We start from the raw sequence: 21360 nt of genomic DNA, 5'->3' as shown, positions 1-21360 counted from the left end.
ATAATCCTGGCATCGAGCTATTGTCCCGGTCGGCAACCCGACAAGTATCTTGGCCACGGTGAAGTTTCACAACCGAGTTCGGGATGGAATCGGAGTGGTGCCATCACGTTAAAGACACCAGGAAGGGTAGAACCCTCAAGACTGCAAAAGCTAGGGAAAAAGTGGTGAAAGAAGAATCAGGTCAAGCCCTCGGTCGGTTAGTACTCCTCGACTGCACTCGTTACCGAGCTTCCATCTAGAGCCTATCAACGGGTAGTCTACCCGAGACCTTACTGGCTTAATGCCATGAGAGCAATCATCTGGAGGTGGGCTTCCCACTTAGATGCTTTCAGCGGTTATCCGCTCCGCACATGGCTACCCTGCGTTTACCGTTGGCACGATAACAGGTACACCAGCGGTGCGTCCTTCCCGGTCCTCTCGTACTAAGGAAGGCTCCTCGCAATGCTCTTACGCCTACACCGGATATGGACCGAACTGTCTCACGACGTTCTGAACCCAGCTCACGTACCGCTTTAATGGGCGAACAGCCCAACCCTTGGGACCGACTTCAGCCCCAGGTTGCGATGAGCCGACATCGAGGTGCCAAACCTCCCCGTCGATGTGAACTCTTGGGGGAGATCAGCCTGTTATCCCTAGAGTAACTTTTATCCGTTGAGCGACGGCCCTTCCACGCGGTGCCGTCGGATCACTAAAGCCGACTTTCGTCCCTGTTCGACTTGTGGGTCTCACAGTCAAGCTCCCTTCTGCTTTTGCACTCTATCGTCCCATTTCCAACGGGACCGAGGGAACCTTTGCGCGCCTCCGTTACCTTTTAGGAGGCGACCGCCCCAGTCAAACTGCCCACCTGAAACTGTCTCCCGCCCCGATTAGGGGTCAGGGTTAGAATTCTAGCCTCGCCAGAGTGGTATCTCACCGTTAGCTCCACCCTCCCCACGAGGAGAGTTTCAAAGCTTCCCACCTATCCTGCGCAAGCGAAGCCCGAAGCCAATTCCAGGCTACAGTAAAGCTTCATAGGGTCTTTCTGTCCAGGTGCAGGTAGTCCGTATCTTCACAGACAATCCTATTTCGCCGAGTCTCTCTCCGAGACAGTGCCCAGATCGTTACGCCTTTCGTGCGGGTCGGAACTTACCCGACAAGGAATTTCGCTACCTTAGGACCGTTATAGTTACGGCCGCCGTTCACCGGGGCTTCGGTCGTCAGCTTCAGATTACTCCTGACCAACTTCCTTAACCTTCCGGCACTGGGCAGGCGTCAGCCTCCATACTGCGTCTTACGACTTGGCGGAGACCTGTGTTTTTGGTAAACAGTCGCCTGGGCCTATTCACTGCGACCCTCTTGCGAGGGTACCCCTTCTCCCGAAGTTACGGGGTCATTTTGCCGAGTTCCTTAGAGAGAGTTATCTCGCGCCCCTTAGTATTCTCTACTTCCCCACCTGTGTCGGTTTCGGGTACAGGCAATTAATGATTAACGTGGTTCGGGCTTTTCTAGGAAGCTTGATCAACGCCACTTCCCTCCCGTGGGAGGTGGGACTCGCGTCTTAGCTCCTGGTGTTTTCTCCACCTCTCATCGCCTCGACTGCTTGCACTGGTAACCAACATCCAGCTGACGTTGACCTTCTCCGTTCTCCGGCACAATCATTAATCGGTACGGGAATGTTAACCCGTTGTCCATCGACTACGCTTTTCAGCCTCGCCTTAGGTCCTGACTGACCCTCCGCGGACGAGCCTTGCGGAGGAAACCTTGGGGTTTCGGGGTGTGGGATTCTCACCCACATTTTCGCTACTTAAGCCGACATTCTCACTTCTATAGAGTCCACAGCTGCTTGCCGCTACTGCTTCACCCCCTATAGAACGCTCCCCTACCACTACAATGTAGTCCACAGCTTCGGTAGATAACTTAGCCCCGTTCATTTTCGGCGCAGGAGCGCTTGACCAGTGAGCTATTACGCACTCTTTTAAGGGTTGCTGCTTCTAGGCAAACCTCCTGGTTGTCAATGCACTCCCACCTCCTTTCTCACTTAGTTATCATTTGGGGACCTTAGCTGGTGGTCTGGGCTGTTTCCCTCTTGACGATGAAGCTTATCCCCCACCGTCTCACTGGTAGTTTTTTTAGCCGTATTCAGAGTTTGCCTCGCCTTGGTACCGGTCTCCCAGCCCGCGGCGAAACAGTGCTTTACCCCGACTAAACTTCCACTACCGCTGCGCCTCAACACATTTCGGGGAGAACCAGCTAGCTCCGAGTTCGATTGGCATTTCACCCCTAACCACAGCTCATCCGCTAATTTTTCAACATTAGTCGGTTCGGACCTCCACTTGGTTTTACCCAAGCTTCATCCTGGCCATGGTTAGATCACCCGGGTTCGGGTCTACAAATTATGACGTTTCGCCCTATTCAGACTCGCTTTCGCTGGGGCTGTGGGGTCTTCCCCCTTCACCTGCCATAACCTGTAAGTCGCCGGCTCATTCTTCAACAGGCACACGGTCAGACGTTCAATCGTCCTCCCATTGCTTGTAGGCTAACGGTTTCATGTTCTATTTCACTCCCCTTCCGGGGTTCTTTTCACCTTTCCCTCGCGGTACTGTTTCTCTATCGGTCACACGGGAATATTTAGCCTTACCTCGTGGTCGAGGCAGATTCACACGGGATTTCACGTGCCCCATGCTACTCGGGATGCAGTTAAGCTGGTTCCTTTTTCGACTACAGGACTTTCACCTTCTCTGGTGCGGTTTTCAGCCGCTTCGTCTAAATTTCCCAGTCTTTTGTTACTGTCCCACGACCCCAAGTTCCGAAGAACTTGGTTTAGGCTGTTCCCTTTTCGCTCGCCGCTACTGGGGGAATCGCTGTTGCTTTCTTTTCCTCTGGCTACTAAGATGTTTCAGTTCACCAGGTTTGCTCGCTCCACCCTATGTATTCAGGTGGTCGTGTTTAGGGTTGCCCCATTCGGATATCTTCGGATCAATGCTTGCTTCCCGCTCCCCGAAGCGTTTCGTCGGTAACTACGTCCTTCTTCGCTTCCGTGTGCCTAGGTATCCACCGTTAGCCCTTATTAGCTTGACCTTGCGGTCTTCTTTTTTGGCTTTTTCACCTAGCTCTATGCAGTTTTCAAGGTTCCTCTGGACTCTGAACTCAGAGCCAGCATTCTCTCTTACTATGTCAGTAAGATAAGGTGCTGATTCCTCGCTTCTCTTGTTTTTGCCACCTGTACAGGTGGGCCATCCTGGACTCGAACCAGGGACCTCACCCTTATCAGGGGTGCGCTCTAACCACCTGAGCTAATAGCCCTTGTTCCTGATTCAGGTCTTGTTTGAACCCAGAACCTAGTTTGAAAGCCAATTTCGCCTCGCTCCGACCTTTTGGGATTGATTCTTGGTAGCGACTACTTTTTTTTCGTCTCCTACCTGAATTAGGTCTCCCTTTAAGGAGGTGATCCAGCCACACCTTCCGGTACGGCTACCTTGTTACGACTTCACCCCAGTCACTAGCCCTGCCTTAGGCATCCCCCTCCTTGCGGTTGAGGTAATGACTTCGGGCGTGACCAGCTTCCATGGTGTGACGGGCGGTGTGTACAAGGCCCGGGAACGAATTCACCGCCGTATGCTGACCGGCGATTACTAGCGATTCCTCCTTCATGCAGGCGAGTTGCAGCCTGCAATCTGAACTGAGGCCGGGTTTGCTGGGATTCGCTGGCTCTCGCGAGTTCGCTGCCCTTTGTCCCGACCATTGTAGTACGTGTGTCGCCCAAGACGTAAGGGGCATGCTGACTTGACGTCATCCCCACCTTCCTCCGGTTTGTCACCGGCAGTCTCCTTAGAGTCCCCAACTTAATGCTGGCAACTAAGAACGAGGGTTGCGCTCGTTGCGGGACTTAACCCAACATCTCACGACACGAGCTGACGACAGCCATGCACCACCTGTGTTCGCGCTCCCGAAGGCACCCCCAGCTTTCACCAGGGTTCGCGACATGTCAAGTCTTGGTAAGGTTCTTCGCGTTGCATCGAATTAAACCACATACTCCACCGCTTGTGCGGGCCCCCGTCAATTCCTTTGAGTTTCACACTTGCGTGCGTACTCCCCAGGCGGGATACTTAACGCGTTAGCTTCGGCACGGCTCGGGTCGATACAAGCCACGCCTAGTATCCATCGTTTACGGCTAGGACTACAGGGGTATCTAATCCCTTTCGCTCCCCTAGCTTTCGTCCCTGAGTGTCAGATACAGCCCAGTAGCACGCTTTCGCCACCGATGTTCTTCCCAATCTCTACGCATTTCACCGCTACACTGGGAATTCCTGCTACCCCTACTGCTCTCTAGTCTGCCAGTTTCCACCGCCTTTAGGTCGTTAAGCAACCTGATTTGACGGCAGACTTGGCTGACCACCTGCGGACGCTTTACGCCCAATAATTCCGGATAACGCTTGCCTCCCCCGTATTACCGCGGCTGCTGGCACGGAGTTAGCCGAGGCTGATTCCTCAAGTACCGTCAGAACTTCTTCCTTGAGAAAAGAGGTTTACAATCCAAAGACCTTCCTCCCTCACGCGGCGTTGCTCCGTCAGGCTTTCGCCCATTGCGGAAAATTCCCCACTGCTGCCTCCCGTAGGAGTCTGGGCCGTGTCTCAGTCCCAGTGTGGCTGCTCATCCTCTCAGACCAGCTACTGATCGTCGCCTTGGTAGGCTCTTACCCCACCAACTAGCTAATCAGACGCAAGCTCTTCTTCAGGCCAATTAGTTTTCACCTTGCGGCACATCGGGTATTAGCAGTCGTTTCCAACTGTTGTCCCCGTCCTGAAGTTAGATTCTTACGCGTTACTCACCCGTCCGCCACTAGAATCCGAAGATTCCCGTTCGACTTGCATGTGTTAGGCACGCCGCCAGCGTTCATCCTGAGCCAGGATCAAACTCTCCATGATGAATCGTTTGACTCTTTTGACTTTTTTTTGTCTCCCCCTTGCGGGTTTGACTTTTTTGTTATAGAATTGCTTCTAAACGAGGCTTTTTTTGCTTGGCTTTCAAACTATTGTTTTGTCTAGGTTCGAGCGTCGTTTGTTTCGCTTCGCTTTCGCTTTGCTTCAACCGCGCATTTACCAATGTATCTAACTTCCCCTGGTTTGTCAACCCCTTTTGGCAAAATTTTTTGATATTTTTTCTATCCCTTGCCACGTAAGCTTTTCAGCTATTTCCCCTTTTTCTGGTGGGTTGTTTTTGTCTAGTAATTTTGTTCTAATTAGCTCTCGATGGCGGTGACAGCGTTTCTCATAGGTGGGAACTGTTTAGGCATCAAATAGGGATGCAGTGGCTGAAATAACTGCTTAGTAAGGTTTTCAGCCCCGTAGTCGAACGAGAAGGTCAAACATTGAATGCCCCGAGCAAATCTCAGTCCAGGAACTCGGTTCGATCAGTTAGAATCAAAACATGGGAAAAAAATTATTTATTTTCGGGAACCTTTACTGACTTCTCCCGTCCTCAACCTCTGAGTGAGGAGCTTATACCCTTGAGGAAATCCCATGAGTCAATCGATTCCAGCATCTTGGTCACTTGAGGCCAAAAAGTCTCAAAACCCCGTGTCCCCTGACAAACTCTCCAACTACGATCTAATTGCACGCTGTCAGGAAGGGTGTCAGCCGGATCGGGCAGCTTTTGCGGAACTGCTGCGGCGCTATCAGGCTCATGTTGATAAATTACTCTATCATTTGGCTCCCGATTGGCAAGATCGCGCTGATTTGGCTCAAGAGGTCTGGATTCGCGTCTATCGCAATATTAACCGTCTCCATGAACCCCTCAAGTTCCGCGGTTGGTTAAGTCGCATTGCTACTAATCTTTTTTACGACGAATTGCGGAAACGCAAGCGGGTTAATCACCCCATTTCCCTCGATGCTCCCCGACGCGTGGAAGATGGCGAAATCGATTGGGATATCGAGTCCGATTACCCCAGTCCCGATGAACATCTCACCACCCACGAATTCTACGATCAATTACAAGCGGCGATCGCTGATTTGCCAGAAGCTTTTCGGACAACTATTATTCTCCGGGAAATTGAAGGTATGGCCTACGAAGAAATTGCCGAGATGACGGGAGTTTCTTTAGGAACTGTTAAATCTCGCATTGCTCGCGCTCGCGCTAAATTACAATCTGTTTTACAGCCCTATTTTACTGAAGGCTAAAGAATATTGTGGTGATTCGGCACTAACGGCCGAAGTGAGGAGTCGTTAAATTTAACTAGCTCCGTGCTGGTGAAAAGTGATTGCATACCGATCGCTTCTGGTCGAGGTCAACCATGAATAATTATCAACCCGAAGACGTTCAATGGATCAAGTCTTTGTTACGTCGCGATGACAGCGATTGCAACTCCGCAACCGAGGATATTTTATTCTCAGATGAGGATAACGAAGAAGCTCATCGTTTCGATTTAATTAGTGCCTATATTGATAACGAAGTAACGGTAGAGGAAAGGAAGCTAGTTCAGCATTGGTTGGACCATGATGCTGCTGCTAAAAAACTCTATCGGCAGCTCTTGGGATTACAAACTAATTTAAGGCAAATCCCCGTACCGGCTACTATGGCCAGCGACCGATTGGCAGAACAGGTGTTCAGAAAAGTCGATAGTCAGCGTCGTCGGCAATATTATGTTTATGGTGGCGCGATTTTCGCCGCTATGGCGATCGCTGTTGGCTCCTACTTCGTCTCGGGACGCAATGATCCCCTCTCCCAAATGGCGAGCAGTCCGAGCAGTATTAGCCAAGAGGGAGACCATTTGATGATTGCTCTCAACCATCCGATTATAGAGATTCCCGCAGCGGAACAACCAAAAGAGAATGGTCAAAGGTAAGGTCTATTGAAATAAATGCCAGCATTCTCGTGCGATCGCCCAATCTTCCGCCGTAGCAATTACCATCACGCGTACTTTAGATGTGTCGGTGGCGATATCCTCATCCCGGGGACGAGCGGCATTTTTAGCCAAATCTAACTTTAAACCCAAAAAAGACCAGCCTTGACTGGCTTTTTCCCGTACTAAAGCTGAATTTTCGCCGATTCCTGCCGTAAATACCAAGACATCTAACCCCTCTAGAGAAGCAATCATCGATCCGATTAAACTTTTCAGACGATGAATATACATCTCAAATGCTAATTTTGCCCTCTGGTTGCCTTCGGCCATTGCCGTGGTAATTGCCCGCATATCCCCAGAAATACCAGAAATTCCCTTTAAACCGGATTCTTTATTGAGCAAGCCATTTAAACTATCGGGATTATATTGATATTCTCGCTCTAGATAAATCAGAATCCCTGGATCGATCGAACCGCTGCGGGTTCCCATCATCAATCCCTCTAGGGGAGTAAATCCCATAGTAGTATCGATACTTTTACCCCCCTTGACTGCCGATAGGGAAGCGCCATTGCCTAGATGACAGATGACCATTTTCAAGGATTCTAGGGGTTTTCCCAACAATTCGGCGGCCCGTTGGGAGCAGTATTGATGACTGGTGCCATGAAAACCATAGCGACGGATTCCCAGTTCACTCCATTGGTAGGGAATGGGATAAAGAGAAGACTCAGGAGGGATAGAACGATGAAAAGCGGTGTCAAACACTGCTGCTTGAGGAACATCGCCCAAAACTTGCTCGATCGCTTCAATTCCTTCTAAATGAGCGGGATTATGGCTAGGAGCAAGGGGGATCAGCTTTTTAATCGTTTCTTTGACTTGGGGAGTGATCATGGTTGCCTGGGAATATTCTGTGCCACCATGGACAACTCGATGACCGACTATACTAATGTCGGTGAGATTGGCCACCACCTTAGTTGTTCCAGTTACTAAGGTATCTAACATCCAAGCAATTGCCGCCGGACGATCCTGACTAGAAAGATTAATTTCCTGTTTAATTCCCTGAGCTTTTACCGTTAAAACCGCGTAATCAGGGTTAACCGTCCAATCGATCCCCGCTGCCCAAATTGGTTGGGGAGGATGGGAGGGGAGAATATCTAAATCGTATAAACAACTTTTTTGACTGCTCGATCCCGCATTTAAGACCAGAATTTTCATAAAAAAGCTCAATTAGGAGGGGCTTGTGCTGATCATAATCAAACTCAGGTTAAGTCTAGATAAAATCGCTGACTTTTCGGGTTTTTCTTCAGGAAAATTTTATCCGGCTGTGATCACCCATCCCTGACTCGGGCAATATTACAAAACTTTATCAAAAAAAAGTCAAAATAGAGCCTCTAGGGTTATAAAATACAAGAATACCCCTTGTGAAATTAATCCAAGAAGCTACCTCTGATGCAAGTTAAGGCCTCTAAAGTGGATTTAGAGCTAGTTCTCGTCCTTTTCACCAGTGGAATGTCAACATCGCACCACGAATCTCTAGAATGGAATTTTTGCGTATTCTAGATAACCGTGATTACTAGAGGATTTCTTAAGTATGTCAGAGGTTACTGCCGTTACAGATGCCACCTTTAAAGATGAAGTTTTAGATAGTGCCAACCTTGTCCTAGTGGATTTCTGGGCTCCTTGGTGCGGCCCCTGTCGAATGGTGGCTCCCGTTGTCGGAGAAATTGCCGAAATGTTCCTAGGGCAAGTCAAGGTGGTGAAACTCAACACCGACGAAAACCCCAATATCGCTAGTCAGTATGGGATTCGCAGTATTCCTACTCTGATGATCTTCAAAGGAGGTCAAAAAGTTGATATGGTGGTCGGGGCTGTACCGAAAACCACTTTAGCTAATACCATAGATAAACACCTGAAACCTGATGATCCTCAAAAGGGGTCAAAAAGTTGATCTAGTGGTCGGGGCTGCACCGAAAACTACTTTAGCTAATACCCTAAATAAGCATTTGGGGGTTAACTAGGTTTTCTGGTAACGCATACCGGGTAACTGAGTCACTAAACCGATTAATTCTAATTCCAATAAGATCCCCGCCACTTCTGAGGTGGGGATTTGCATTTTTTCAACAATAATGTCAAACAACAGGGCATCTCTGTCAAATAACTGATACACTTGTTCTAGTCTGGGTTCTAGATTCGCTGGAGGAGCAGCATTAACGACCGGGGATGTGTCTGGAGGGAGTGAAGGGGAGAGATTAACCGGTGCGGATTGGTTCGCGGTGGGAATTGCCCCCAACATTTGTAGTAATTTCTCCTCAGAAACGATAATTTCTGCTCCCTGATGAATCAGTTGTAAACAACCCCTAGCGGTGGCAATATCGGGAGAATTGGGTAAAGCATAGATATCGCCGCCAAATTCGTTGGCATAACTGGCCGTAATCAGGGAGCCTGACCTTTCGGGGGCCTCGATAACAATAGTCGCGCGACTTAAACCGGCGATAATGCGATTACGACTGGGAAAATGAGCTTTATTCGGTTGAGTTGCCGCAGGATGTTCACTAATGACTAAACCCTGCTTTTGGATGTCCGCGTGTAGCTGCCGATGACGACTAGGATAAACCACATCGACCCCCGTTCCCAAGACGGCAATCGTTCTTCCCCCTGCTTTTAAACAGCTTTGGTGTGCCTCGCCATCAATTCCTTCGGCCATCCCAGAAACAATAGTAAATCCCTGTTGGGCCAAAAGGGTACTTAAGCGCCGCGCCCAGCGCCGGCCGTGATCCGTGGGGTTACGAGTACCCACAATGGCGACGGTGGGGATATTTCCCTGATTTTCCTCTAAATTGACCTTTCCTTGATAGTAAAGTAAGGGGGGAGGACTGGGAATTTCCCAGAGAAAGCGGGGATATTCTGGGTCGCTAGGGGTCCAAAAAAGGGGGTTTTTCTGGATATGTTCGGCGAAAAGAGCTTCTGGGTCAATTTGCGATCGCCCCTCCCGTACCGCTACCATTGACTTTTTGCCAAATCCCGCCACTTCTGCGATCGCAGTATCGGTGGCATTCCAGGCCACAGCGACACTGCCAAAATGTTGATAGAGTCGCTTCAGGGAAATTGACCCAACTCCAGCAATACTTGACCATGCTAACCAATAAACGCGATCGTCTGTCAATTTAAAAAGCTCCTCAAACCAAGTAATATTTTCAGTCGGTTAAAACTGACTGCGGCCAGATCACCTTAATTTATTTTAATCATGCCGGAATACTTTCCATTAGCTGTTGAGGTATTGTTGAGCCTCGTCCATGTCTTTCACTTTTTTAAAATGTGAATCAGTTGTTCTTGATCTTCTGGGGGAAGTTGTTCGGTTGCTTCTAGTATTTCTGCAAAAGTGGCTTGAGTCATGGTTTTAGTTGGTTATAGTGGTCTTTGGAGCCAATTGTAGCAGTAACGGTAGAATATGTTAGCATAGCGTAACGGATAATAATATGAAAATGTCTAAAATGTTTCACATTAAAAGGCACGTTAGGTAACGTATCCTAAAAGATCGGTGGTTGCGTTTTTTCAAGAAAAATGCTAGGATATCTAGAAGTAGAGTAAATGAGTTATTATGTCATCTTTAGTGCTTAAACAGCATATTGAAGTAACACCCGGTGTTTGTGGCGGTAAACCTCGTATTGCTGGACATCGTATTAAGGTACAAGACATTGTTATTTGGCATGAAAGAATGGCGATGTGTCCTGATGAAATTGTTTATAATTATCCAACGATTACTTTAGCTGATGTTTATGCAGCTTTAGCTTATTACCATGATCATCGAGAAGAAATTCGCCAAGATATTGAATCCAGCGAAAATTTTGCTAAACAGTTACAAGGGGATAAACCTTCATTGGTCGAAAAACTTTTAAAGGGAAATAATGGCCAATAAGCTTAAGTTTCACCTAGATGAAAGCGTCTCTAATGCGATCGCTAAAGGTTTAAGAATGCGAGGGATTGATGTTACAACTTCTCCAGAAAAAGGACTGATGGGGTCTTCCGATGAGGAACAATTAGCTTATGCTTTATCGCAAGGCCGAGTCATTTTTACTTTTGATGATGATTTTCTGGTTTTGTCTTCAATGGGATTAGAGCATTGGGGGATTATTTATTCACATCAACGTCAATCTATTGGCAAAATTATTAGTGATTTAGTTTTAATTTGGGAATGTTTAGAGCCTGATTATATGTATAAAAATGTTGAGTTTTTATAAAAATCATAATTCAGAGAAAAAAGGTAGGTTGGGTAACGCAATTTACAAGATTGAATCTTTACACTGTGATTATATTCATTACAATCCTGTGCGGCATGGGTTATGTTGATAGCCTCCAATTTGATTGGTTAGGCAATAAGCAGGACGAACCTTACTGGAAGATAAATCGTCGAAGGGAAATTGAATTAATACAATTTTACCCTTCATTAGTTACAGGTTGTCCATCGTTAAGGGTATAAATATCTTCTTCGGGATCTTGCAGAAAAGCAAAGCTAGGGTTATGGGAAACGGCATCTAGCCAGTTTTTTTCGTTCAGTTCATCCTCTGACATCAAAAGAATGACGCGTACAAACCGATCTTTTTCTTGGGGAATAGGATGATCAAGTTGAATTTGTCCTTGGGTATTGAGGATACCAGTGGTTTCAATCGCACGCATAGCAAAACCTAAAAGAAGTGATTCGATTCTAACATTAAAGTAACCTTGAAAAGCGGTGATGGGCAACTACAGCGATCTCCATTCTCAGGCTCGCCCTATGGCTCTCCTCGATTTTGTGTGATAATCAGTGCTGATTATTCCTTGTAGTTTTGCCAGACAAGGGTTTAAAGACTATATTTCCAGAAAATTATCGGCTGCATCTCCTATTTGTGACTTTCCCTCATCTATAGGTGAGCAGCAGAAGTTATTCAAAGAGGGCGAATGCAATTAGCCCCTACAATAATGTTATTGCGCCAATGGTGGCCCCCAACTGATAACAGTTAACTGTTAACTGATTAGGGGAGATCGCACACAACACGAAAACCGATATCGTGGTTGCAAATTTCGGCAACGCTTCTGCCTCGATATGCTGAACTACAGACCAAAGGGTCGCGGCACCACGAACCGCCACGCCGTATTATTGATGACGCATTAGTTATATTGTTATCTCTCCATGCATTAGTTATATTGTTATCTCTCCATGCAAGACTGCCATTTTCTCTAATATTGTCTGGTTTGTTAACATAATTTTCATGATGTTGATCAGCACACCATTCCCAAACATTGCCGTGCATATCATAGATTTCCCAGGGATTAGGCTGCTTTTCCCCAACAGGATGAGTTGTATTATTTGAATTACCATCAAACCAAGCATAATCTCCTAGTTGCTCTCTATCATCGCCAAAACTAAATAGGGTTTCAGTACCAGCGCGACAGGCATATTCCCATTCTGTTTCTGTAGGCAAACGGTAGTTTTTTCCAGTTAACTGGCTCAGTTTTTCACAAAAAGCTTGAGCATTAAACCAAGTAACAGATTCTACCGGGTTCTGGGGATTTCCTGAAAACCTTGAAGGATTATATCCCATCACCGCTTGATACTGTGCTTGGGTGATAGGATATTTGCCTATCTGAAATGCTGGCACAATTACTTCATGTATCGGTTTTTCATTCTCATGCTCATTAGAACCCATGTTAAATTTACCGGCGTGTATATCCACCATTTCTGGGTTAAAGTTTGGTAAAATTACAGTTTCAGTTTGCCGAATTATCTTGGGCGATACTTGTAATAACTTATCAACATTTACCTTCGCAAAGCTGAATTTGGGGTTAATTTGTAAGACCTCCTCGGTTGTCGATTTTTCATAACTGTAAGCCATTAAAGCTTTAAGCTTAGTATGACTACCCCAATAGCGAATCGACTCCTCTTCATTTGGTGGACTCCACTCTCCCCGTGCAAATTTTTCTAATTTTGCTAAAATTTGCTTATCATTTTCCAAATCTGACAATAACAATGGCCATTTTAAACTAATCGCAGTAAATTTACCTAACTGTTCAAAAGTTAGAGAAGGAACTAACAAATTATCCTTCTCATCTCGCTCCTCGAAAAATAAACCAGTTTCATTAGCGATATAAACCTTGAGACGAAAGACATTGATAAAGTGTTTAATCCGTCGCGGATTGTAATCCAATGCGGGAGCCACCATCATAATGATATTCCGCACTGTTGGGGAATCTTTATCAAAATTGTTGACTTGAATCGCTTCTAATCGCTTAATTACAGCTGCTCGTGCTTTCTCTTTTTCGGTTTGTTCGGATTCTATTGTGGTATCATGTGAGGATGAGGGGTTTGATTCCCTTATTGGAGAAATGGAACCTTTCTTAGAATTATTTCTCGGTGATAAAGCTGACTTACCCCAGAATGACTGAAAAAATGTAAAATGAGGTTTAGCTGGCTGTAAATTGGGAGGAGTTGAAGTAGCAAGCTGAGTCAAAAAACGCTCAAAATCTGACTGGGATGGTTGGGGAACTAAAAAGGGAAGCTGGACAAACTTTTCAATAAAGGTATAACCATAAGCTAACCCTTTATTGGCACTACGTCTCGCTAAAATATCAGGATCAATTTCTGTGGTTTCCGACGGTAAATACTTGAGAATGTTTTCGTATTTTACCGCTAAACTAGCGGCTACTTTTTCTCTGTCCATTCCTAAAATAAACACCACTGAAGGATCATCAGCAATCATCAAGTTAATCGCTTGCATCAAGTCCGCTGATTTTGGATGTTCACAACGATCTAAATCGTCAATAAATACATATACCCGATCATTGCCAATATAAGCATCAACAATTTTAGCAAAATCTTCATGAAATTCTTCTACAAATGCCGATTGTTTTTTATAATCTGGGGCTTCTATGTATTTAATTAGGTTGTTTTTGGGGTTTTGTAGTAACCTTTGAAAATTTCTCAATAAACTCTTAATACCAGCGAAAATTCCTGCTCCTGATAAGGTGACACCTCCAGCGGTAAATAATAATTTAAAAACTGAATTAATTTTGCTCCAAAAAACATCTTGAGAGGTTGTTGGTCCGATTAATTCGTTAATTCCTTCAACTCCATAAATGATTAAAATAAAGGGAATGGCAATTGAGGCACAAATCACAAAAATTATTACTGGTAAAGCTTTAATTAATTCAAATAAGCCTTTTTCTAGGTTAAAACGCAATAATTGTAATTTAAAGTATCCTAGGATAATTCGAGGCAAATCTCGCCAATTTTTGGGCGTAGAAATCTGCTTAATAAAAGACAGCGCAAAAGCCGCCCATACCGACTCCGCTTTATCGTGTCGCCAAGCATTAAACCAAACCGTCCGACCTCCTTTTTTTCGTAAATATTCCTCTAACATTTTCATAAAAGAAGACTTGCCACTACCCCACTCTCCCTCAACCGATAAAGTTAGGGGTGGTTGTGTCTGCTCATGCAACAAAAATTCAGCGATCGCTATTACATAAGGCTCAAATCCGAGAGCATCATTATTAGTAGCTTGATCGCTGACGCTAGTATTGCGGATAGATTCAGGAGAATCGGACATGGTAGTCATTTTTAGGTGACAGAGAACGGAGAGTAAAATAGATTACCCTAAGTAAGTGGTTCTAATTATACTAAATCTGGTTATTAAAAACTGATTATTTATTCCCCCTTTTGCCTCTTTAGGAAAGTCAGACCAATCCGTTTTTAATAAGAGAATTAACTCCCAATCCAACTTGAAAAACCCGCTCCCCACCCTCCTATACATTTTAAATAGGTGGCAGTTTAGGGAGAACTGGAATAGGTGTACAAGCTGCCCCACCCATGACCGTCAGTTTATTGGTGTTGCAGACGTTCCAACGCAGCCACCAGCGCATCCACCTCGGCTTTAGTATTGTAGAAAGCCAAGGAAGGGCGCACCGTTGCCTCTAAACCAAAGCGTCGCAGAATAGGTTGAGCGCAGTGATGGCCTGCCCGCACGGCAATCCCTTCCCGATTCAGGGCTTGTCCAATCACTTCCACATCAAATCCCTCTAGCACAAAGGAAAGCACGCCGGCCTTATCGGCTGCCGTCCCAATCAAACGCAGGCCCGGGATGGTTGTCAGTCCCGCAGTGGCGTACTCCAGAAGTTCATGCTCATAATTGGCAATGGTGGTCAAACCAATCTGCTGAACATAATCCAAGGCCGTCCCTAAGCCAACGGCATCGGCAATATTGCCCGTTCCAGCCTCAAAACGAGTGGGAGCCGCCTGATACACGGTACGCTCAAACGTCACATCCACGATCATGTTGCCGCCGCTTTGCCAGGGAACCGTGGCATTTAACAGGTCTTCTTGACCATAAAGTACCCCGATCCCTGTGGGACCAAAGACTTTATGCCCGGAAAAGACGAACCAATCACACCCTAATTGTTGAACATCGATCGGAATGTGGGAAACCGATTGAGCGCCATCTAACAAGACTTTGGCCCCGACCCGATGGGCCAAGTCAATGATTTGTTTGGCGGGGGTAATGGTTCCCAAGGCATTAGAAACATGGGAAAAAGCCACCAGTTTTGTGCGGGAGTTGAGTAATTGTTGGTACTCTGCCAGTAAAATCTGCCCGTGGTCATCGACGGGGACAACCCGCAATTTTGCTCCCGTTTGGGCGGCTAGTTGCTGCCAAGGCACAATATTGGCATGGTGTTCTAGATGGGTGAGGACAATCTCATCCCCCGCTTGCAGGGTTTGTTGTCCCCAGCTTTTTGCCACCAGATTAATGCCTTCCGTTGTTCCCCGCACGAAAATGATTTCGTTAGCAGATGAGGCATTGAGAAAACGGCGTACCGTTTCTCTGGCCGCTTCGTAAGCATCTGTGGAACGGGCCGCTAATTCATGGGCGGCACGATGCACATTGGAATTTTCATGGCTGTAGAAATGAACGAGGCGATCGATGACTGCTTGGGGCTTTTGAGTTGTTGCGGCATTGTCGAACCAGATCAGCGGTTTGCCATTCACCCGTTCTTGCAGGATAGGAAAATCCAGGCGAACGGTATGAACATCAAAGAAGCTGGGTCGTTGAACGCTTCGCCCGCTGGCATGGGGGACAAAAAGGGGATCGATCGCTGGGACTTGAACAAGCTGGCCCGGTTTGGCCACTACCGCCGGAAGGTCGGGGATTTTTGTTTCTAACTCTTCAATGAAGTAGAAAGAGGGGGTTGCTAAGGGTACAGCCAAGGGAACTGTGGGCCGTTCGCCCACAGCAGCCGGGGAAGTTGCGGGGGTGGATGGCACCAGATCATCCCGGTCTGGACTCAACCCCTTCGCCACCTCGGCCTTAAGGTCGTGCCGTTGTAGTTCTTGAATTATCGTCTGGGCGAGATGCTCAAGAAGGTCAGGTTGAAATAAGGGGTTAAGAGAAATATTCTCGACCTCAGTTGGGGCAGTCGTGGGCGGGGATACAGAGGGTAGATTCCCCGCCGCCTTTTCAGGGATCAGTTCGGGGTTAGTCATAGTCGTAGATGTGGTATTGGTTGACATCAACGTTCTCCAGTACGGCCGCCGCATCGTCGGTCAACACTGCCAACGAACAGTAGAGGGAGACCAGGTAAGAGGCGATCGCCTTGCGACTAATCCCCATAAATCGCACCGACAAGCCAACTCCCTGTTGACCGGGTAAATTGGGCTGATAGAGACCGACCACCCCTTGACGGCTTTCTCCTACCCGCAATAACAAAATATTGGTTTTGCCTTGTTCATTCACAGCCAACTTATCGGAAGGAATCAAAGGCACGCCCCGCCAGGTAATAAACTGAGACCCGAATAATGACACCGTGGCAGGGGGTACACCCCGTCGGGTTGCTTCTCGGCCAAAGGCCGCGATCGCTTTAGGATGGGCGAGGAAAAATGCCGGTTCTTTCCACACCTTCACCAGCAACTCATCCAAATCGTCCGGCGTGGGCGCACCATTGCGAGGTTGCACTTTCTGGGAATCAACAATATTGTTGAGCAATCCGTACTCATGGTTGTTGATCAACTCATTTTCTTGACGTTCCTTCAGCGTTTCAATCGTCAGGCGCAATTGTTCATGGATCTGATCGTGGGGACTGCTGTAGAGATCGGACACGCGAGTGTGAACATCCAGTACCGTATTCACCGCACTCAAGAAATACTCCCGGGGGTTCTCTTCGTAATCCACAAAGGTTTCGGGCAGCTCCCGCTCATCTCGTTCAGAGCAAGCCACCTCAACCCGGGAGGCATCCCTGACTTTGTTGAGACGATAAATCCCCGCTTCAACGGGTAGCCAATGCAAGAGGCGAACGAACCACCGGGGCGAAATGGTCAATAACTGAGGAACGGTCTTTGTGGCATTGGCCAACTGCCGAGCGGCAGCATCTCCCAAAGCCAGTTGCAATTCATGATCTTGGGTATAGGTCATTGAGTTAAATCCTCCAATTCAAAAAAAAAAGTAACAAAGCGACTGTTATGGCCGAACATTCACAGCCCGGACAGCCCCTCAAATTCCCGAGCCGTCATCAAACATTTCCTGTCGTAGTTGCGCCTGGGAGACAAAACCCCCCGGCGGCACACTGCGGGTTAACCAAACATTTCCACCGATGGTGGCGCCCCGACCGATAGTTACCCGACCGAGAATCGTTGCACCTGAGTAAATCACCACATCATCTTCAATAATCGGATGACGGGCTTGACCTTTGATTAAACTGCCCGATTCGTCCCGGGGAAAACTTTTCGCCCCGAGCGTGACCGCTTGGTAAAGGCGCACGCGATCGCCAATCACCGTGGTGGCCCCAATCACAACCCCCGTCCCATGATCGATAAAGAAGCTATTGCCAATCGACGCCCCGGGGTGAATGTCAATCCCCGTTAAGGAATGACCAATTTCACTGATAATCCGCGCCAACAGGGGCGAGTCCAACCGATACAGGGCATGGGCAATGCGGTGATAAGTGATTGCCGTTACCCCGGGGTAACAAAACAACACTTCATCTAAATTTCTGGCCGCCGGATCACCTCGATAGGCCGCCGTGATATCGGTTTCCAGCAGAGCCTTCAGATGGGGTAATTGAGTGGCAAAGGCTTGTACCGTTCCTTGGGCGTGCTTCTCAATCTGGTCTGACGACCAGTGCAACTGCGACCCCAGCAACCACTGTTCACGACAAACCTGGTGATGCAGCAGTTGCAAGACTTCATTGAGCGTATGACCGATAAAATAGCGGCTGGACGTTTCGCCTAAATCGGGATTGCCAAAGTGATAGGGAAAGAGAACGGCACGCAGTCGATCGACAATCCGAAATAAGGCCTCACGGGAGGGCAAGGGGAAATGGCTTCGTGATTGAGACCAACTGTGGAACGACTCGCCACGAGGTTTAGACAATTGAGCGATAATTTCATCGAGATCCAAGGACAAGGTGGGTTGGGAGAGAGCGCTGGAACTGCTCGGATGCTCGCTCGTCATGCCACTAACCCTTGCTCATTAAATACCCCCTGGAACAGGATGGAACTCAAATACCGTTCTCCGGAATCTGGCAAAATCACGACAATGGTTTTGCCTTGGTGTTCGGGTTGTTGTGCCAAACGAGCGGCGACGGCGACGGCGGCACCGCAGGAAATGCCCGAGATAATCCCTTCTTCCTTGGCCAACCGTTGGGCATAAAGAATGGCCTCTTCGTTGGAAACGGTTTCAATCCCATCCACGAGGGATAAATCTAGAACTTCGGGAACAAACCCCGCCCCAATGCCCTGAATTTTGTGAGGGCCGGACTTTAAGGGCTGACCTGCCCGGGCTTGGGATAGTATGGGGCTGGCTTCTGGCTCCACTGCTACCGATAAAATCGGTTTTCCTTGGGTTTTTTTGATATAGCGCGAAACTCCCGTAATGGTTCCGCCCGTTCCCACACCCGACACGAGAATATCGATCGCCCCGTCTGTGTCCTGCCAAATTTCAGGGCCGGTGGTTTCCTCATGGATGCGGGGATTGGCAGCATTGCGGAACTGTTGCAACAACACATAGCGATCGGGATTAGACGCGGCAATTTCTTCTGCCTTTGCCACCGCCCCGGTCATGCCTTTAGTCCCTTCTGTTAACACCAGATTGGCTCCATAGGCGAGCAACAGTTTGCGCCGCTCCAAGCTCATGGTTTCAGGCATGGTCAGGGTTAGGGGAATCCCCTTAGCGGCGGCTACAAAGGCCAGGGCAATGCCTGTATTGCCACTGGTGGGTTCCACCAGTTCTTTGCCCGGCCCCAATAGTCCCCGTTGTTCTGCATCCCAGATCATGGCCGCACCAATACGACATTTGACCGAATAGGCTGGATTGCGACCTTCAATCTTGGCCAGAACCGTGGCGTGATTGTTGCCAACGATTCGATTAAGGCGCACTAGAGGAGTCCGCCCGATCGACAAACTGTTATCTGCGAACCATTTCTTACTCACAAAATGGCAACTCCATGATCAAAATACGACAGTTCACCAGATTGGCTCATCTTGAATTCATTTGAAATTCATTTTGAATCCATTTACAATTCATCTTAGCCTACGCACTATCAACCTCTGGTTAAGCTAAACAAATCTTTACAATCAAGCGGGGTCGGCCGCTGAGGTGGAAGAATCAAACCCACATTCCGCACCCTCAACTGTCACATAAGCTGTCCCCTCCAGAGACTTGAGTAAAAATACTTAGCTGGTGAAGGTTTTCTCGGCACCAGCTAGGGGGGTCTTGAAACCCCTAATTATGAAAAAATAGGAATTATTGGAAAACTGAGGCGAGTGGACTGTTCGACCAGGAATCAATCAACAGAAATTGAAGTCAAAAATCTAGACCATCTAGGATTAGTAGCCGGAATTATCGATGAAATAGGAATCGTTGAAATTATCAACGAACAAGTCTCAATTGAGCAAGGAGAAATTGTCACAGCGGGGCAAGTCGTCAAAGCAATTATCCTGAACGGATTGGGATTTGTCTCCCGGGCCTTGTATTTATTTCCTCAATTTTTTGAAGATAAAGCAACCGAACATCTGCTGGGAGAAGGCATCGAACCCAAACAATTAAATGATGATAAAATTGGTCGAGTAATGGACAAACTTTATCAACTTAATGTTTCGGTCATTTTCCTACTCATTAGTTTAGCCGCCGTGAAAAAATTTGGTGTAGCAACCGAGAATTCCCATTTAGATTCGACTTCTCTATCAGTGGAAGGAGAATATAAAAAGGAATACCCAACAGTAGAAATCCTGAAATCAGGAGCAGTTGGAGAAGAAATTGAAACCAGACAAAAGCCAATAAAAATTACCCACGGATACTCCCGCGACCGAAGACCTGACTTAAAACAATTTATGATTGACTTAATCGTAAGTGGGGATGGAGATGTACCTTTATTCCTGAAAGTAGGGGACGGAAATGAAGTGGACAAAGCGGTTTTTGGTCAAATCGCCCGAGAATTTAAAAAACAAGTTGACTTTGACAGTTTAATAGTCGGCGATAGCGCCCTCTATAGCAAAGAGAATTTAAAACTAATGAGAGAAATGCGTTGGTTGTCTCGAGTCCCCTTCAGCATTAAAGAGGCTCAAAAGTTAGTCGATAGCATCTCAGAAAAAGAGTTAACCGATTCAGAAATACCGGGTTATTCCTGGCAGGAAACAAGCTCTAACTATGGGGGGATAGAACAAAGATGGTTGCTAGTTGAAAGTCAAGCTAGACAAGAATCATACTTGAAAAAATTAGAGAAAAAAATCGAGCAGGAAAAGAATTCTGCTCAAGAAAAAATCCGCCAACTATCCCGAAGAGAATTTGAGAATAGAGCGGTGGCTTTGGCGATAGTCAAGGGATTATCTGACTCCTTAAAATATCATCAGTTAACGGAGATTAAAGTCAATCTCATTCCGCCTGAGTCCCAGGGGTCAAAACTCAAATCAAAAGACGATTTACCCTCTCAAAGCTATCAAGTTCAAGCCGAATTAGAGTTAAATTTGTCCGCCATTGAGAGGCTAAAGAAACGAGCAGGACGATTCGTTTTAGCAACTAACGAATTGGAGAAAAAACGATTGAGCAGTGAGGATATACTCAAAAAATATAAAGGGCAACAAGCTCCAGAAAGAGGATTTTCTTTTCTCAAAGACCCCTGCTTTTTTGCCCACAGTGTCTTTCTCAAATCTCCCCACAGAATTGAGGTCATGGCCATGCTCATGGGCTTGTGCCTGCTGGTTTATACTATTGGTCAAAGACAACTTCGTCTGAACTTAAAACAGCAGGAGACGGGACTGAAAAATCAGTTGGGTAAGTTAACTGACCGACCAACATTACGCTGGATATTTCAGAACTTTCAAGGGATTCATCTCCGACCTATTCAAGACAATCAAAAGATTAGCAACTTAACGGATGAGAGGCGCAACATTTTGAGATTTTTTCCCAAACCTTGCCAAGAATATTATCTCTTATCTTGACGAGAGGTATTGACTTCAAGGGGTAATAAAACTTAAGCACTACTCGAACATCTCCCCCTAGATGTTAAGTCTGATTGCCCAGTAATTCTC

General features: G+C 47.0%; 14 protein-coding genes, 1 tRNA gene and 3 rRNA genes. 6 read left to right on the top strand and 12 right to left on the bottom strand.

Features of this window, described 5'->3' with window-relative positions; translation table 11 throughout:
• Positions 1-4 precede the first annotated feature (4 nt).
• The 4 genes from rrf to ACQY1X_RS02170 form a co-directional block, all read right to left on the bottom strand.
• A 5S ribosomal RNA gene (gene rrf / locus ACQY1X_RS02185) occupies positions 5-122 on the bottom strand.
• 55 nt (positions 123-177) lie between these two features.
• Positions 178-3057 (bottom strand): 23S ribosomal RNA (locus ACQY1X_RS02180).
• A gap of 151 nt (positions 3058-3208) precedes the next feature.
• A tRNA-Ile gene (locus ACQY1X_RS02175) sits at positions 3209-3282 on the bottom strand.
• A gap of 134 nt (positions 3283-3416) precedes the next feature.
• Positions 3417-4905: ribosomal RNA gene (locus tag ACQY1X_RS02170) — 16S ribosomal RNA — on the bottom strand.
• Together the 16S, 23S and 5S rRNA genes with 1 tRNA gene alongside form the textbook arrangement of a ribosomal RNA operon.
• 594 nt (positions 4906-5499) lie before the next feature.
• Between ACQY1X_RS02170 and ACQY1X_RS02165 the strand changes: the two genes are divergently transcribed.
• Together ACQY1X_RS02165 and ACQY1X_RS02160 are read left to right on the top strand one after the other, a co-directional pair.
• Positions 5500-6156, top strand: a complete 657-nt coding sequence (locus ACQY1X_RS02165; protein WP_002735181.1) for a sigma-70 family RNA polymerase sigma factor — start codon at positions 5500-5502, stop codon at positions 6154-6156.
• 113 nt (positions 6157-6269) lie between these two features.
• Positions 6270-6821: an anti-sigma factor family protein gene (locus ACQY1X_RS02160; protein WP_430013876.1), complete on the top strand. Its 552-nt coding sequence runs from the start codon at positions 6270-6272 to the stop codon at positions 6819-6821.
• Between the two features lie 3 nt (positions 6822-6824).
• Here the strand turns inward: ACQY1X_RS02160 and ACQY1X_RS02155 are convergent, their stop codons facing one another.
• Complete coding sequence (locus tag ACQY1X_RS02155) at positions 6825-8030, bottom strand: acetate kinase (RefSeq protein ID WP_430013875.1); 1206 nt, start codon at positions 8028-8030, stop codon at positions 6825-6827.
• Positions 8031-8406: 376 nt separating this feature from the next.
• On the opposite strand from ACQY1X_RS02155, the gene trxA reads away from it, so the two are divergent.
• Entirely contained in the window at positions 8407-8763 is a 357-nt protein-coding gene (gene trxA / locus ACQY1X_RS02150) for a thioredoxin (RefSeq protein WP_103113154.1), read from the top strand.
• Positions 8764-8829: 66 nt separating this feature from the next.
• Here the strand turns inward: trxA and dprA are convergent, their stop codons facing one another.
• Positions 8830-9978 carry a DNA-processing protein DprA gene (gene dprA / locus ACQY1X_RS02145; protein ID WP_069473893.1) on the bottom strand — a complete coding sequence of 383 codons (1149 nt, stop codon included), beginning with the start codon at positions 9976-9978 and terminating at the stop codon, positions 8830-8832.
• A 435-nt stretch (positions 9979-10413) separates the two neighbouring features.
• Here dprA and ACQY1X_RS02140 point away from each other — a divergent pair, with 435 nt between their 5' ends.
• Both ACQY1X_RS02140 and ACQY1X_RS02135 read left to right on the top strand, forming a co-directional pair.
• Positions 10414-10731 carry a DUF433 domain-containing protein gene (locus tag ACQY1X_RS02140; RefSeq protein WP_002750425.1) on the top strand — a complete coding sequence of 106 codons (318 nt, stop codon included), beginning with the start codon at positions 10414-10416 and terminating at the stop codon, positions 10729-10731.
• Entirely contained in the window at positions 10721-11053 is a 333-nt protein-coding gene (locus ACQY1X_RS02135; RefSeq protein ID WP_002736383.1) for a DUF5615 family PIN-like protein, read from the top strand. The genes ACQY1X_RS02140 and ACQY1X_RS02135 overlap by 11 nt, the downstream gene beginning before the upstream one ends.
• Before the next feature lie 196 nt (positions 11054-11249).
• Here ACQY1X_RS02135 and ACQY1X_RS02130 read toward each other — a convergent pair whose 3' ends face one another.
• The 6 genes from ACQY1X_RS02130 to cysK form a co-directional block, all read right to left on the bottom strand.
• The gene (locus tag ACQY1X_RS02130) at positions 11250-11489 is read right to left on the bottom strand and encodes a hypothetical protein (RefSeq protein ID WP_002750429.1); all 240 of its coding nucleotides are present in this window, start codon (positions 11487-11489) and stop codon (positions 11250-11252) included.
• A gap of 335 nt (positions 11490-11824) precedes the next feature.
• A complete protein-coding gene (locus ACQY1X_RS02125) occupies positions 11825-14395 on the bottom strand; it encodes an SUMF1/EgtB/PvdO family nonheme iron enzyme (protein WP_430015719.1) in 2571 nt (856 codons plus the stop codon).
• A 272-nt stretch (positions 14396-14667) separates the two neighbouring features.
• Entirely contained in the window at positions 14668-16323 is a 1656-nt protein-coding gene (locus ACQY1X_RS02120) for a family 2A encapsulin nanocompartment cargo protein cysteine desulfurase (RefSeq protein WP_430015326.1), read from the bottom strand.
• A complete protein-coding gene (locus tag ACQY1X_RS02115; RefSeq protein ID WP_002735851.1) occupies positions 16316-17248 on the bottom strand; it encodes a family 2A encapsulin nanocompartment shell protein in 933 nt (310 codons plus the stop codon). The genes ACQY1X_RS02120 and ACQY1X_RS02115 overlap by 8 nt, the downstream gene beginning before the upstream one ends.
• A 78-nt stretch (positions 17249-17326) precedes the next feature.
• Complete coding sequence (gene epsC, locus ACQY1X_RS02110) at positions 17327-18286, bottom strand: serine O-acetyltransferase EpsC (protein WP_103113158.1); 960 nt, start codon at positions 18284-18286, stop codon at positions 17327-17329.
• A complete protein-coding gene (gene cysK / locus ACQY1X_RS02105) occupies positions 18283-19263 on the bottom strand; it encodes a cysteine synthase A (RefSeq protein WP_272103431.1) in 981 nt (326 codons plus the stop codon). The genes epsC and cysK overlap by 4 nt, the downstream gene beginning before the upstream one ends.
• 333 nt (positions 19264-19596) lie before the next feature.
• Between cysK and ACQY1X_RS02100 the strand changes: the two genes are divergently transcribed.
• The gene (locus ACQY1X_RS02100) at positions 19597-21270 is read left to right on the top strand and encodes an IS1634 family transposase (protein WP_430015325.1); all 1674 of its coding nucleotides are present in this window, start codon (positions 19597-19599) and stop codon (positions 21268-21270) included.
• The last annotated feature ends 90 nt before the right edge of the window (positions 21271-21360 follow it).

Origin of the sequence: Microcystis protocystis FBCC-A270 (assembly GCF_050500235.1) — a bacterium.
In the GTDB taxonomy this organism is placed as follows: Bacteria; Cyanobacteriota; Cyanobacteriia; order Cyanobacteriales; family Microcystaceae; genus Microcystis; species Microcystis ichthyoblabe_A.
This window is presented reverse-complemented; position numbering and strand designations above follow the sequence as displayed.